Source organism: Flectobacillus sp. (genome assembly GCF_049240685.1).
Lineage (GTDB): Bacteria > Bacteroidota > Bacteroidia > Cytophagales > Spirosomataceae > Flectobacillus.
Genome location: NZ_JBMLSD010000357.1, coordinates 16,644 through 31,212, shown reverse-complemented (window position 1 = coordinate 31,212; position 14,569 = coordinate 16,644). Strand labels below are relative to the sequence as shown.

Genomic DNA, 14,569 nt, shown 5'->3' with positions numbered 1-14,569 from the left:
TAAAGCCTAGAGCTTAAAGCGGGTAATATTATCCTACTAATTCTTTCAAATCTTCATCGTTTAATTGTTTACGCTCATCAGCCATCAACAAGAAACGCGTGTACAATTTGTCAAGTTCTGGTTTTTCGAAAGCAAAACCTAATAATTGTAAGCGGTGACGCAAAGCAGCACGCCCCGAACGAGAAGTCAACACGATTGCTGAAGAAGGTACACCTACATCTTCAGGATTCATGATTTCGTAGTTTTGCGCATGCTTCAAGAAACCATCTTGGTGAATACCCGACGAGTGAGCAAAAGCATTAGCACCAACTACCGCTTTGTTTGCCTGTACTGGCATACCCATCAAATTAGAAACCATCAATGAAGTTGGGTACAAGAATTTAGGATTAATACCTGTTTCGAAACCTAAACCTTTGTGTACGTTCAAAATCATAGCCACTTCTTCCAACGAAGTATTACCAGCTCTTTCACCGATACCGTTGATGGTAACCTCTACCTGACGAGCACCCGCTTGGATACCTGCAATGGTATTGGCAGTTGCCAAGCCCAAGTCGTTGTGGTTGTGCATCGAAATCGTAGCTTGGTGAATATTCGAAACGTTTTCGAATAAGTAGCTAATACGCTCATGCATTTGGTTTGGCAACAAATAACCCGTTGTATCTGGCAAGTTTACTACTGTAGCGCCAGCAGCAATAACTGCTTCGGTCAATTGAGCCAAAAAAGCTAAGTCTGCACGACCCGCATCTTCTGCAAAAAACTCTACATCTTCAACAAAGCTTTTAGCGTATTTTACTGCCCAAACGCCTTGTTCGATGATTTTTTCACGAGTTGAATTAAATTTGTACTGAATGTGTACATCCGAAGAACCGATACCTGTGTGGATACGTGGTCTTTTGGCATGTTTCAAAGCCGCCGCGGCAGCATCAATATCCTCTTTTTTGGCACGAGTCAAACCACAAACGGTAGCATTCTTCACGAGTTTCGCAATTTCCTCTACAGAACGGAAATCACCTGGAGATGAAATTGGAAAACCAGCTTCGATAATATCTACCCCGAGTAATTCTAATTGTTCAGCAACCTGCAATTTTTCTTCTGTGTTCAATTGACAGCCCGGAACTTGCTCGCCATCACGCAATGTTGTGTCGAATATTTGAATTCTTTGACTCATGACTTTTTAAAGGGATTGATGATTTGTTAAATGTTTCTTGGTTACAAAATAGTCGTTGCAATGGGTATAAAAAAAACCTTTCCTCAGTTGGTTGTGAGAAAAGGCTTCGATTTGCACAAAAGAACCTTGTCTCACTATTCAGCGAGAAGCTTAATGATGATAAGAGATTTATTTGTGCTATTATTTTCCATATCTCAAAACTATATAAAATTATTGACTATACAAAAATCAGACTTCTCTACAAGGATAAAAAAGATTGGTTTTTTAAATGTTTTAGAGAAAAATATTCTAATATACGTATCTATTTGGCTATCTTTTTAGAATAAAATTCTAAAAAGGTTATTATTAAAAACTATTCTTTATGTAAAAATAAGATTTTTTTTCGATTCTTAACTTTTTTATTATCTCAAACTTATTCAGAATTCATTCTTTTTTTGAAACTTTACTTTTTCAATAAAAATTGTATTTTATTAAGATTTCAAAAGTAAAGGAGTGAAAACCAAAGCGCTTATCACTTTAGATTTCCCTCCTCTATCATTATGGCAAACAATCCTTATATTTCTCTTTTAAAAATTGCATGGCAATATGCTCGACAAGAAAAAAAACGTTTTTTGTTGGTCTATGCCCTATTCATTATCGCAAACATTATTTTTTCTCTCAATCCTATCTGGTACGGTTGGTTTATCGACAAAATCCAGCTCAAAGGTGTGGATGTGCTAAAAGACACATGGATTTATGGCATAGGCTTTTTGCTATTACGCTTTGTAGAATGGTCTTTTCATGGTACAGCACGCGTAATGGAACGCAGTTTGGCTTTTAATCTTAGCCGAAACTTTCTGCATGAGCTTTATCATCAAACGCTTCATTTGCCTGTAAAGTGGCATCAAGATAATCATAGCGGTGCGACGATTAACCGTATTCGTAAAGCATACGAAGCCCTAAAGACTTTTTTTCAGGATGGCTTTATGTATTTGCATGCCTTTTCCAAATTCTTCTTTTCATTCATTGCGATGCTTTACTTTTCGCCTTTGTTTGGGGCGATTGGTGTGCTTTTGGGCATTTTTACCATTTGGGTCATTGCTCAGTTTGATAAACCTTTTATCAAAGCACTCGACGAAACCAACGAGCGTGAGCACGTGGTATCTTCCACGCTTTTTGATAGTCTTTCGAATATTATTACGGTGATTACGCTTCGTTTGGAAAAACAAATGGAGCAAAGTTTAAGTGACAAAATCAAACATGTCTTTGCTCCCTTCCGTAAGCAGGTGGTCATCAACGAGTGGAAATGGTTTGTGGCAGATATGCTTGTAGGATTGATTTATGTTGTAATTACGGTAGGTTATGTTTATCAAAATTGGGAAGTTGGTAAAGTATTTATGGTAGGAGGTTTAGTGACATTATTAGGATATGTCAACAACTTTACGAGTGTCTTTCATGATGTGGCTTGGCTTTATACCCAAATTATTCAGCATAATACCGATGTTCAAACAGCTCGTACAATTTCGCAGGCATATCGTGAACATCATCGTCCTGAAGAGGAAGAAAGCCTTCCAGCAAACTGGTCTGCCTTGACTATTTCTAACCTAAATTTTTCACATCAAGAAAATTATAGTCTGGAAAATACATCGCAGGCACTACATCAACTCAAAATTCAAATCAACAAAGGAAAACGTATTGCTTTTATTGGAGAAAGTGGCTCTGGAAAAAGTACGCTTTTAGCTTTGCTTCGTGGACTGTATGAACCCGAAAAAGGTGTTCAAATTGACTTAGACGGAAAGACAAAAGATGATATTGGTATCTTGGCCGAAACGGTTACGCTATTTCCACAAGAACCAGAAATTTTTGAAAATACCATCGAATACAATATCACATTGGGCTTGCCATTTGAAGAGTCAGATATTTTGCAAGTTTGTGATGTAGCCCAGTTTACCGACGTGATAAAGCAATTGCCAAATGGTTTGCAGTCGAATATTCAAGAAAAGGGCGTAAACCTATCGGGTGGACAAAAACAGCGCTTGGCATTAGCACGTGGGGTATTGGCAGCTCGCAGTTCGCAAATCATACTCCTCGACGAACCAACCAGTAGCGTTGACCCCAAAACGGAAGTCTTGATTTATCAGCAATTATTTAAAGAATTCGAAGGAAAGGCTGTGTTATCCACTTTGCATCGCCTGCATTTGTTGAGCCAGTTTGATTATGTATATATCCTCGAAAAAGGACATATTGTAGGAGAAGGAAGTTTTGAGTATCTACTTGAAAATAGCCCTATTTTCCAAGAGTTATGGAAGCATCAGAAAGAAAGCCAACGAATTTCGTAGGTTAGTTTCTTTCTCCTTCTTTATAATGACTTGGTGTGACGTGGTATTTCTCTTTGAAGGCTTTGATAAAATGAGAAACACTTTCGTAGCCAATTTCCATACTAATCTCAGAAACGTTCATGCCCGTATTTTCTAGCAAAAGTCGGGCATGTTCTAACCTTTTGTTTTTGAGCCAAAGCGCTGGTGAGGTTTGAAATTGTTTCTGAAAATCTCTCTTAAATGCAGATAAGCTTCGCCCTGAAAGTCTCGAAAGTTCTTCCATCGACAAAGGTTTGAGATAATAGCTATCCATCAAAAACTCCAAATCGGCTTTTTCTCCTTTGTAAATATTATACACAATCGACTTGAGTTTGCCAGTAGGGTCTATCTCGAGCAAATGCAATAGTAACTCTTGTAGCTTAAGGTTCAGAAAGTGATTGAGATATTGGGTTTCGAGATGAAAATAAGGGAAAATAGAGTCGATATATTTCTCCAAACTTTCATTGATACCAAATACCAACAAACCTTGATTTGGGTCAGGTTCGACTAGAGAGTTTTCATGGAAAAGGCTCAAATGCCCTGCCACAAATTCTTTGAGAAGCTTTTCGTTAAAAAAGAAAACTAAACTTCGGTATTGCTTATTGATGGCCTCCTGCATGGTATAATAACCACGAGGGATGAATACCACATTGCCTTTTTTGACACGAATATCTTGTTCGGGCGTAACAAATTTTTTTTCCCCTTCAAGGACAAATATTAAGGCGTGCTCCTCAAAAAATACTTCATTGCGAAGTGGAGGGTCTTGATTTCGGTAGGCAACAAAAGTCATGTCCTTAATTTTTAAAGACTGAAATTCTCCTGCATGTATGAACGAAGGAACACGTATCATAAGAAAAAGAAGCCGTTGCATGCAACGGCTTTATGTGTATTTTAGAAACCTCCACTATCGTAGAACGAACGACGACGAGAGAGCTTGAGTTCTTGTAATAAGGACGATTTTACACGTAAGTCGAACGAGTAGCTACTAGCACGACCATACAACGGACTGGCGGCTGGTGTCCAGTTAAACTGCATTTCCCAACAGTGCAAATCGCGGTGGATACTGATATTGGTCAAAGAAACCCCTTTATTGACAAAGTCATAACCAGACTGAACCTTAAAATCCCACTTTTCGGTTAGCTTCACACTACCCGAAAACGTAACTGCGCTAACTGTTACGGCAGGAGCTAAGCCACGTTTGGTATAATTATATTGATAACTAAACTGAAACTCCCAAGGCACACTCCAATCTACATAAGAATCGATATTGCGATTGATTTGTTTCATTTGTCCTTCAGTACCATTTGGGCTTGTTTTGGGTTTGTTTCCTCCAGGCTTAAAGCTTTTACCTATTGACATATTAAAGGCAGAAAGATTGGCTAGTCCTTTTCCTGTAGAAAACAAATATTCGTCTAATTGCTCACCCACTGTACCATAGTTGGAGTTGACTTTATACACATAAGGGTCGAGCGTACCGCCGATATTGATATCAAATTTTTTGACTCTCGACGTAGCCCCAAAAGATACAGGAGCTAATTTGTATTTAGTGGCAAAAAAGTTATAGTTAGTCGACAACGAGAGGTTATCGATGATGGTAATCTTTTCAAACTCCTTAGCGGCAGTGTCCGACTTAGCTTTTACTTTAGCCTCTATGGTATTGTTTAAGCTAAAATTAATCCCCCCCGATCTACTTCCGACATTGGTTAATGTGGGGTTAAAAGAGGATATTCTAAGTGTATCTTTCTCTCCTGTGTTACTATTTGTTAGTACTACATCTTGATAAAAGCCATATTTTGTATCTGTAAAATCAGGAGTGTAGCTAACACTTACCGATGGTGTCATTACGTGACGAATACCTGCCAAACGCCCAAAGTTTTTAAAGTTTAGTGTCCCGTACAAACGAGTGTTCATACTCATCGTAAAGGCATATTGGTAATCGACAAATGACCCATTTGTTGTATCTATTTTCACTGCCCCGAGTCTTCGTAATGAATCATTGGTGGCATAGTTGTTAAAATTCAAAAATTTATAATTATACTTTCTAGTGTAAACATTACCTGAGAGGCTCATACCTGGGGTAAGGTTGATATAGCGACCAAGTTTGATATTGGGCAAAGAAATAGGAATAGAATACTGCATTTTCGTTTGGCCTTTACTCAAGATAGTACCTAAATTGGCAAAATTGAAACCAATAACCCCATCTCTTTCCAAATTTGTTGAAGTGGAATTGGTAATAGTTACAGGCAAATTAAGATTCGTATCAGTAGAGTCAGCCCTACGATATACAGTATAAGGAAGCGACAGATACGAACGGTTGTCTAGTGCCACTTTGTTGGTAATACTTGTAGAACCAGTAAAATCTAAACCGAAGCGAAATTGGTCTATAAATCTTTCTGTTACCGCTTTTTTCTTTTTAAATGGTTGTATTTGGTTTAGACCAAAGTTGTAATTAATGGCCGAAGTTATCTCTTTGGTAGTAGTATTTTGTGATATATTCATACTTGCCCCAGTGCGAATCGTCTGTCCAAAGTTTTTAGAGTATTGTACAGAGGAGTTCGTTGCGTTTGAGGTATAATTGGATGTCACAAAGCTATTGTATTGGTTATAGCTATTACTCACAACATTGACCGATGCCGAGAAACTCGAATTGCCTCTACTTTGTGGCGAGTGCGACCATTGAATCGAAAAGTCATTACGGACTGTAGGTTTGACTGTCGACTCGTCGGGACTAATACCTTTACGATATTGAAGGTTGAAGTTACCACTATAACGGTACCTTTTTACATATTGAGAGTTGGCACCGAGCCCCCAGCTACCATTAGCATAAATCTCGCCTGTGGCACGCACCCCAATATTTGGACTAATGGCAAAGTAATATCCCCCATCGCGCAAATAGAAACCACGGCCAGAAGGTTCTTCACCGTAAGTAGGCATCAAAATCCCGGAAGTACCCGATTCCTGTGGTGGGCGATATGGGAAAAATCCAAAGGGTAATCCTATCGGCAAAGGAATATTGTTTAGTTCGATATGGAACGGCCCTGAAACAATTTCTTTTTTTCCTACAATTTTGATTTTAGAAGCATTGATATGGAAGTGCGGTTGAGCCAAATTACAAGTTGTATAAATAGCATTTCGGATATAAAGGTTATCCTCATCATCCTTTTTTACCTTTTTCCCTTGTACATATCCTTCTCCTTGCTGCGTAACAATCCCTTGAATCAGGGCTTTTCGTGATTTGAAGTTATACTTGATTTCATCGGCATTGTATTCGTCATTTCCTTGTTTGAACACAGGCTTACCTTTCACTTTTTTGGTAGTTGAGTCCATCGTTCCATGAGCATCTACCTGATTGATATCCCAGTTGAGTTTGATAAAATCTGCTTGTAAAGAAATGTTTCCATACGTTACTTTGGCATCACCATATAGATACACAATTTGCTTTTCGGTATCCATAATAGTAGAATCCTGTGCAGTGTACTGCACGGTAGTTTCTAGCTCATCCTGCTTTTTGAGAGAATCAGGAACAGTTTTTGCGTCCTTTTTTCCGAGGGTATCAAGGTTGCTTTTTCGCAAAGAATCCGCTAGCAAGGCCTGTTTTGGAACTGCTGTGGACTTTGTTGATTTGGTATTATCTTTACCTTTGAGAAGTCTTTGTGCATTTGCCGAATACGCAAAACCCAGTACAAACAAGGTACTGATTAAGAGTAGGATTTTTTTTGAAAGACTTAAAAAATTATATTTGCCTGTTCTATAGGAATTATCCATTGTATAGGACGAGTTCTAATAAATTGTTGGAAACAAAGCACTCATTGCTTTGAGGTACTCCAATTTTATCAATTTGTAAAAGATTTAAAACACAAAATTACTTTATATAACGTTCTTGTTAACGAACCAGCCTGAAAATAATGTTAAACTTTCTTAAAGGTTTCTTTCTAATACTAATGATTGGTGGTTTAACTGGCTTCAGTTTGCCACAAATAGAGTCTATGCCTGACTCTATTGCTGTTACATCGGCTAGTACCAATATTCGTACCATTGTGCTAGATGCAGGTCATGGAGGTAAAGACCCTGGCTGTTCGGGGCCATCGGGTGTGCGTGAAAAAAATATTGCCTTAAAAATTGTGTTGGCTCTTGGCAAAAAAATCAAAGAGGAGTATCCCAATATCAAGGTATATTATACTCGCCAAACCGATGTGTTTGTAAATTTACATGAACGCTCAGCCATTGCAAATCGTAATAGAGCCAATCTTTTTATCTCTGTCCACTGTAATTCGCACCCCTCAAAAAAGTTTAAAGGAACTGAAACGTATACAATGGGGTTACATAAAACAGGAGAAAACCTAGATGTCGCAAAAAGGGAAAACTCTGTAATTTTACAAGAAAAGGATTATAGAAAGACCTATAATGGTTTTGACCCTAACTCTCCATTGGCACATATTATGATGGCAAATTACCAAAGTGCTTTCATGAATAATAGTCTTAAATTTGCTCAAAAAATTGAACGTCAGTTCAAAAGATATAGCGAACGCAATAGCTATGGTGTCAAACAAGCGGGTTTTTTGGTACTTTGGGAAACAGCCATGCCTAGTGTTTTAGTAGAAGTGGGGTTTCTGACCAATCCTAACGAGGAGGAGTATTTGTCTTCATCAGACGGACAGGACGAAGTAGCAAAGTCAATTTTTAGAGCATTCAAATCTTACAAAGAAGAAATTGAAAATTAATCTAGTGGAAAAAGGGATTTCCATTGTCATTGCTTTATAACAGTTTTTTGAAAGAGTTTTATGAAAACTCAAATTTAGTAAATAGTGGTTATCATAAAATCACGCTCTCTACCATTTCTTACATCAATGAATATATCAAAAGAAGCGAAAGTCGGCATTTTAGCTATAATTTCATTTACAGCGCTCTATCTCGGATTTAATTTCCTGAAGGGTTCTTCTTTTTTCTCTTCAGAAAAAACATATTATGTTACTTTCAACGACGTGCAAGGCTTGGTTCCTTCTAGTCAAGTAGCATTAAGCGGTCTTAAAGTCGGGACTGTAAAAGATGTAACTCTCCAAGATGACGCACAACACTCAATCCAAGTAGTTTTGAGTATTAGAAAAGACCTAATCCTACCCCAAGGAACCAAAGCCGTGTTAGCTTCTGATGGTTTGTTGGGCGGAAAGCTCATTCGCCTCGACATGGGCAAAGGGGCTGCTATTGAGGATGGAGGTAAACTTACAGGTATTTTGGAAACAGGTTTGACAGATGTCTTAAAGGAGAAAGCTCTACCAGCGATGTCTCACCTCGACTCCCTACTGATTACGCTCAAAACCGTGGCTATCGGTTTTCAATCTACTTCTGCAGCTCTTAATGCTTTGCTCAAAAATTCCAATACTACAATCACTTCGCTTGGTGCCTCCATGAATAGTACCATTGCTGAAAATCGCTCTAATCTCAATGGTATAACGGGCAATTTGAAAACACTTTCTGGAAATTTAGTAGAAACAGAAAAGCAGTTTAAACCTCTTCTAGGAAAGTTTAATAAAATGGCCGATTCGCTAAATGCCCTAAAAATTAATCAAGCATTGGCTAGTACACAAAAGTCTTTGGATGAACTTCAAAAGGTTATGTCAGGGATTCAAGCTGGACAAGGCAGTCTCGGAAAAATCTTAAAGGATGATTCTTTGTATACAAATCTCAACAAAACAATGGTTGATTTGGACAAGCTTTTGATAGACTTCCGCTTGGCACCAAAACGCTATGTAAATATTTCTGTTTTTGGGAAAAAAACACCTCCACCAGCGGTGAAGTAGTGATGAGTTTTGAGTGCTGATTACTAGGATGGTAGTAATCAGCACTCAAAACTCACAATTCATCACTTATTAGACTTGTATCGGAACGGGTGTTTGGCTTTTGATTTCGTTCACAACAAACCTACTTTGCGCGTTTCCGATATTGGCTAAGGTTGCCAATTTATGCAAAATAAAATGACGATATTCGTCCATATCTTTTACTAATACCTTCAGCAAAAAATCAGCTCCCCCCGAAATACAATAACATTCTACTACTTCGGGCAATAACAACACATCGCGCTCAAACTGCGCCAAAAACTCTGCTGCATGCTCTTTTAGGGTCACGTCTACTAATACAACCAAACCTTTTCCCAATTTAGATTTATTGAGAATAGCCGTATACTTCTCAATAATCCCATCTTGCTCAAGCCGTTTGATACGCTCGTGAACAGGCGTTGTTGTCAAGTTAAGCTTTGCTGCAATTTCCTTATTGGTCATCAAAGCATCTTCTTGCAACAATTTTAATATTCTTAAATCGGTATTATCTAACGAAGCCATAGAATAAAAATCTTTTTTGAGATTAAATCACTATTTTTAAAATACAAATAATCTTAAAAATAAAAATATTAGAGAATCATATTCTAATATAATAATAAATATTGGACTATAGTTCTTTGTTTTGTAAATTTGGTAAAAATAAATACTAGATAGCTCTAAATTACTCAACGCTAGTACTATCTGTAATCATAAACAATTATAAGCTTATGGAAACTTACCTTCTCACACTCGGCTTTCAGGACAACGATTTCACAGTTCATTTACTGATGAATACTCTTCAAAAATATTTTGAAGAAGTCCAATTCATAGAATTAAGCAACCGTGAAGAAGTCTCAAGATACCGAAAGCTACGTCTTGTCGTCAATGCAGATTGGAACAGTCTATTGAACGCATCCAAACATTTAGAAAAAATTAGCGCAGTATTCGAAATACAAATTATGGACTTAAGCTCTGGCGATACACCGAGCTTGTGCGGAATGTATCGCAAACAGCGAAATGCTACTCCATATTACCGCGCAGCAGCATAAGAGTATTTGACAATGTAAACAAAACAGGCATAAAGGTTACAAGCTTTTATGCCTGTTTTGTTTTTATTCTTTCATCAATCAGAATCTAAAATCTACTGAACTGGCTGTATCCAAAAAGTTATGTAGAATAGGATTTGTATCGTCTTTTCTCCAAACCATCGATAACTGTGTTCGTTCGGGCAATACATCTAAATCTATAAATCGCACATTCACGGGCGAACTAATCCGATAGGACGATGGCAACAAGCTTACACCAAGATTGTGTTCCACTAGTTTTAAAATGGTAGTCCCAAAATTGGATTCATGAATAATATTGGGTAAAAATCCTTCTCGCTCACACATTCTCAACAAAACATCGTGGTAGGTTGAACCAGCATGTCGTGGTGGTAAAATAAACGAATCGTTTTGTACCTGTCGAAGTCCCGTAAAGTTTTCTTTGGTTAGTGGATGATTGGGCGGCACTACCAATGAAAAACATTCTTCAAAAATGAGCCTCGAATTCAAATATTTGTCAGGAATTGGTTCTCTCACAAAGCCTACATCTACCTGATAATTTTGTAAAGACTCAAACAATTTGTTTTCTAATACTTCCGACAAGACTGCTCGAATCTTGGGGAAGTATAATTTTAATGCCGATAGCAAAGTTGGCAAAACTGAAAAAACTGCCGAACCTGGATGAGCAATTCGTAACTCACCCTCTTCTCCTCGATGTATGAGCTGTGTTCTTAGTCGCACATAATCAAGTTGAGAAAGTATTCTTGATGCCTCATTTTGAAGGTATTCACCCGCAGGAGTCAGTTTGACATTTCGTTTATCCCTTTCAAAAAGTACAACATTTAGTTCATCCTCTAGTTGTTGTATTTGACGACTTAAGGCAGGTTGAGCAACAAACAATTTTTCGGCTGCCTTCGAAAAGTGCAACTCTGAAGCTACTCCCAAAAAATATTCTAATTGTCGGATATCCATACTTATAACAAAAAAGCATTAATTAATATAAAATAAGTATTTTTTCTTATAAGTTCAAAAGGTTTTCTTTGTACCATCAAAACAATACTCAAGGTCATGGAAGTACAAATAGCCAATTCTTCTCATATAGAATCACTGCTTGCGCTAGCCACTCGCACTTTTGTAGATACTTATTCCCAATACAACACAGCCGAAAATTTGCGGTTGTATTTGGAGACTAATTTTACGCCAAACAGCATGGCAAATGAGTTGTCAGAAAAGGGTAGTACCTATTTAGTAGGTTTTGAAGAAGGTAAAATGATTGCATTCGCAAAAATTCGTACCCTAGGTACTATCTTGAATGATGAGAATGCTTCCGAAATTCAACGGATTTATGTTGATAAGGCATATCACGGCAAAGGCCTAGGCTCGGTTTTGATGCAGGCTTGTATTGATTTTGCTAAACAACAAGGATATCCCAAAATTGGCTTAGGTGTTTGGGAAAATAATTCTAAAGCCATTTCCTTTTATACCAAATGGGGGTTTGAAAAAGTAGGAGTACATAGTTTTGTACTAGGCTCTGAAGAACAAAATGACTTTATTCTCTTAAAAAATCTCTAATTGAAGGAGAAAACAAAACATATATTGAGAAAGGTATAAGTATGAGTTGTGGGTGTAATGTTTTGATTACTAGGTTTATACGAAGGTGAAATTTGATTTTTGAGCTTACGGCTTTTAGCTTTGAGCACTCGGCAAAAATAGATTTATAGTTACTAAAAAAATAACACTCTTTGCCTTGTGCCTGTTGCCTTGTCCCTAAAACACAAAACTTAAATATAATTCTGCACGAATACTTACATAAATTTATCGGCAAGGTACGCTTTGCAATTTTCTTCTGTTCAAAAAAACAATCTCTTAGAAAAGCTTAAGCTTTAACCTGAGAATTTTTTAAAATTTAAAAATATCAAATAATAGAAAAGGTTAATGACTAAAGCCTCTCACCCCTGGTGAGAGGCTTTGTAGTTGATAATAACGCCTTGTTAGGCTTTCGGCAATCAGCTCTGGGCGTTTGGCAAAATATGTTTATGGTTTATAAACATTTAGCCTATTGCACAGAGCTTAATGCCTAATGCCCACTATTATTTCACCAACGCTGCATATTCTTTGGCAAAATAGGTCAAAATCACTTTTGAACCAGCACGCTTCAATGATGTCAAGCATTCGACCATTGTACGAGTACCATCCAACCAGCCGTTTTGAGCTGCTGCTTTTACCATCGCATATTCGCCTGACACGTTATAAGCGGCAATTGGGATATTAAAATTATCATTCAAAGTTTTGATTACATCAAGATATGCCAAACCTGGCTTTACCATCAAGTAATCTGCTCCTTCCAAATAATCTAATTCAGCTTCAACCAATGCTTCGCGAATGTTGGCAGGATTCATTTGGTAGGTTTTTTTATCTCCAAACTTTGGTGCTGAATCCAATGCATCACGGAATGGGCCATAAAAAGCAGAGGCATATTTGGCTGAGTAAGCCATGATTCCTACATTGATAAAGCCTTTATCATCTAGTGCTTCACGAATGTATCCGATTCGTCCATCCATCATATCCGAAGGACCAACTATGTCGGTGCCTGCTTCGGCTTGTGCTACTGCCATTTTTGCCAAAACTTCCAATGATTCATCGTTAAGAATTTGTCCGTTTTCGACAATACCATCATGACCATCCGCACTGTAAGGGTCCATGGCTACATCTGACATGATGCAGATTTCGGGAAAAGCATTTTTGATGGCGTTGATAGATTCAAGGTAGATATTGCCTAGGCGATAGCTTTCGGTAGCATATTTATCTTTTTTTGCCTCAGGAATTTGAGGGAATAAGGCAATAGAACGGATACCTAAATCTTGGATAACCGCTAATTCCTCAAGCAATTTATCGAGCGAGTAGCGAAAAATGCCTGGCATAGATTTTACTTCGGTAGTCAGATTTTGACCTTCCATGACAAACATTGGATAAATCAAATCATTGACAGATACGGTTGTTTCTTCGACCATTGCACGGATAGCCGAAGACTGACGATTTCTTCTGGGTCTTCTTAGCATACTTTCAAGCCAGCTTTTTACTAGCGTTTATTGAAAAACCTACATTCCTAAGTTTTAGTGCCACAAAGGTAAGGAATGAGTGATTTGTACCTAAGAGATTACAGGTTTTTTAAAATTTCTTTGGATAAAATATCGTATTTGAGCTCTATAACTCACAGGCGTTTTGCACGAATCCCTCTGATACCTTTTTTCTCTTTATTTTATTACTGATACAGCTGTTCTTATTTGTTGGTAGGCAGCAAAAACACCTAATCCATTTTCTACATTGGTATAAGTCAAAACAGGCTCTGAGAAAGGATTTCGACCACTGCGACGCACCTTATCGACCGAGATATTAAATTGATAATAGGGGGTATCTGTTACAGCCACGTATATTTCGGCATTACGGCTCACCACATTCAAATCATTTGTTGAATTGAGTAATAAAGCTTGAGTTGCCAAGGTCATACCATCTTGACCTGTATCAGTTAAGTATTCCTGTCGACTATTCACAAATCTTTTTATCACCACAAATCTATTTTGAGCATCCAAGACTCTTAAGTTTTCATAATAAAATACGCCCACTGCATAATTATTTGCAGTATTCGGAAAATCTAATATCCTTACCACAACAGCAGGATAGGATACATTGTTTCGATCATAACCTATCGTGAGTGAGTTGTTGATAGCCGAGCGAGATACTCGTTGACTAGGAACTGTACATTGTGCCTTTACCTCTTTACCCTTGGCTTTTGCAATAATGGTATAGGTAGCTCCTGCTACTACGGGCATTTCTTTTGTGGATATAATGTATCTATCTTTTGTTAAAAAATTCTCTTTGTAATGACCCGTGCTGTCTATTTCGATATAATCGAGATAGGTAATTTGTTGGTATTTGGCCGTCACGGTTCTTGTTCCATCCGAAAGCGTAATGACAGCATCTTTTAGCACTGGATAGCGGTCTTCACCTTCGTTGATGACACCAATTACGGGTTGATTGGAGGTCAAAGATATTTCTATCATAGTATCTTGAGGACAAATAAAGCTTTGCAATACCAATTTTTCCTCATAAGGAAGTGCAATATCATTTACCAAGGTTTCGCACGAGTTGAGTGATATCAGCGCCATTAACCCTACGAATATATTTTGCCAAAATTGAAACGTCTTCATA

The 14,569-nt window shown here is 37.7% G+C and carries 12 protein-coding genes; 5 read left to right on the top strand and 7 right to left on the bottom strand.

Annotated features, from left to right (window positions below; genetic code table 11):
• Positions 1 to 28: 28 nt before the first annotated feature.
• Complete coding sequence (locus ACOVQ4_RS16435; protein WP_095161231.1) at positions 29 to 1,168, bottom strand: 2-isopropylmalate synthase; 1,140 nt, start codon at positions 1,166 to 1,168, stop codon at positions 29 to 31.
• A 539-nt stretch (positions 1,169 to 1,707) separates the two neighbouring features.
• Between ACOVQ4_RS16435 and ACOVQ4_RS16430 the strand changes: the two genes are divergently transcribed.
• The gene (locus ACOVQ4_RS16430) at positions 1,708 to 3,486 is read left to right on the top strand and encodes an ABC transporter ATP-binding protein (RefSeq protein WP_421821707.1); all 1,779 of its coding nucleotides are present in this window, start codon (positions 1,708 to 1,710) and stop codon (positions 3,484 to 3,486) included.
• Position 3,487: 1 nt separating this feature from the next.
• Here the strand turns inward: ACOVQ4_RS16430 and ACOVQ4_RS16425 are convergent, their stop codons facing one another.
• Both ACOVQ4_RS16425 and ACOVQ4_RS16420 read right to left on the bottom strand, forming a co-directional pair.
• Complete coding sequence (locus tag ACOVQ4_RS16425) at positions 3,488 to 4,354, bottom strand: AraC family transcriptional regulator (RefSeq protein WP_421821706.1); 867 nt, start codon at positions 4,352 to 4,354, stop codon at positions 3,488 to 3,490.
• Positions 4,355 to 4,395: 41 nt separating this feature from the next.
• Positions 4,396 to 7,269 (bottom strand): putative LPS assembly protein LptD, encoded by a 2,874-nt coding sequence (locus tag ACOVQ4_RS16420; RefSeq protein ID WP_421821705.1) that lies wholly within the window; start codon positions 7,267 to 7,269, stop codon positions 4,396 to 4,398.
• A gap of 221 nt (positions 7,270 to 7,490) precedes the next feature.
• Here ACOVQ4_RS16420 and ACOVQ4_RS16415 point away from each other — a divergent pair, with 221 nt between their 5' ends.
• Positions 7,491 to 8,225 carry an N-acetylmuramoyl-L-alanine amidase family protein gene (locus ACOVQ4_RS16415; RefSeq protein ID WP_421821709.1) on the top strand — a complete coding sequence of 245 codons (735 nt, stop codon included), beginning with the start codon at positions 7,491 to 7,493 and terminating at the stop codon, positions 8,223 to 8,225.
• A 126-nt stretch (positions 8,226 to 8,351) separates the two neighbouring features.
• Positions 8,352 to 9,302: an MlaD family protein gene (locus ACOVQ4_RS16410; protein ID WP_421821704.1), complete on the top strand. Its 951-nt coding sequence runs from the start codon at positions 8,352 to 8,354 to the stop codon at positions 9,300 to 9,302.
• 69 nt (positions 9,303 to 9,371) lie between these two features.
• Here the strand turns inward: ACOVQ4_RS16410 and ACOVQ4_RS16405 are convergent, their stop codons facing one another.
• Positions 9,372 to 9,839, bottom strand: coding sequence for an Lrp/AsnC family transcriptional regulator (locus tag ACOVQ4_RS16405; RefSeq protein WP_421821703.1), 468 nt, complete (start codon positions 9,837 to 9,839; stop codon positions 9,372 to 9,374).
• Positions 9,840 to 10,105: 266 nt separating this feature from the next.
• Between ACOVQ4_RS16405 and ACOVQ4_RS16400 the strand changes: the two genes are divergently transcribed.
• Positions 10,106 to 10,366, top strand: coding sequence for a hypothetical protein (locus ACOVQ4_RS16400; protein WP_421821702.1), 261 nt, complete (start codon positions 10,106 to 10,108; stop codon positions 10,364 to 10,366).
• 78 nt (positions 10,367 to 10,444) lie between these two features.
• Here ACOVQ4_RS16400 and ACOVQ4_RS16395 read toward each other — a convergent pair whose 3' ends face one another.
• Complete coding sequence (locus tag ACOVQ4_RS16395) at positions 10,445 to 11,332, bottom strand: LysR family transcriptional regulator (protein WP_421821701.1); 888 nt, start codon at positions 11,330 to 11,332, stop codon at positions 10,445 to 10,447.
• A gap of 96 nt (positions 11,333 to 11,428) precedes the next feature.
• Between ACOVQ4_RS16395 and ACOVQ4_RS16390 the strand changes: the two genes are divergently transcribed.
• Positions 11,429 to 11,932, top strand: coding sequence for a GNAT family N-acetyltransferase (locus tag ACOVQ4_RS16390; RefSeq protein ID WP_421821700.1), 504 nt, complete (start codon positions 11,429 to 11,431; stop codon positions 11,930 to 11,932).
• Positions 11,933 to 12,450: 518 nt separating this feature from the next.
• Here the strand turns inward: ACOVQ4_RS16390 and hemB are convergent.
• Complete coding sequence (gene hemB / locus ACOVQ4_RS16385) at positions 12,451 to 13,419, bottom strand: porphobilinogen synthase (RefSeq protein WP_421821699.1); 969 nt, start codon at positions 13,417 to 13,419, stop codon at positions 12,451 to 12,453.
• A gap of 195 nt (positions 13,420 to 13,614) precedes the next feature.
• The gene (locus ACOVQ4_RS16380) at positions 13,615 to 14,568 is read right to left on the bottom strand and encodes a DUF4249 family protein (protein WP_421821698.1); all 954 of its coding nucleotides are present in this window, start codon (positions 14,566 to 14,568) and stop codon (positions 13,615 to 13,617) included.
• Between the last annotated feature and the right edge of the window lies 1 nt (position 14,569).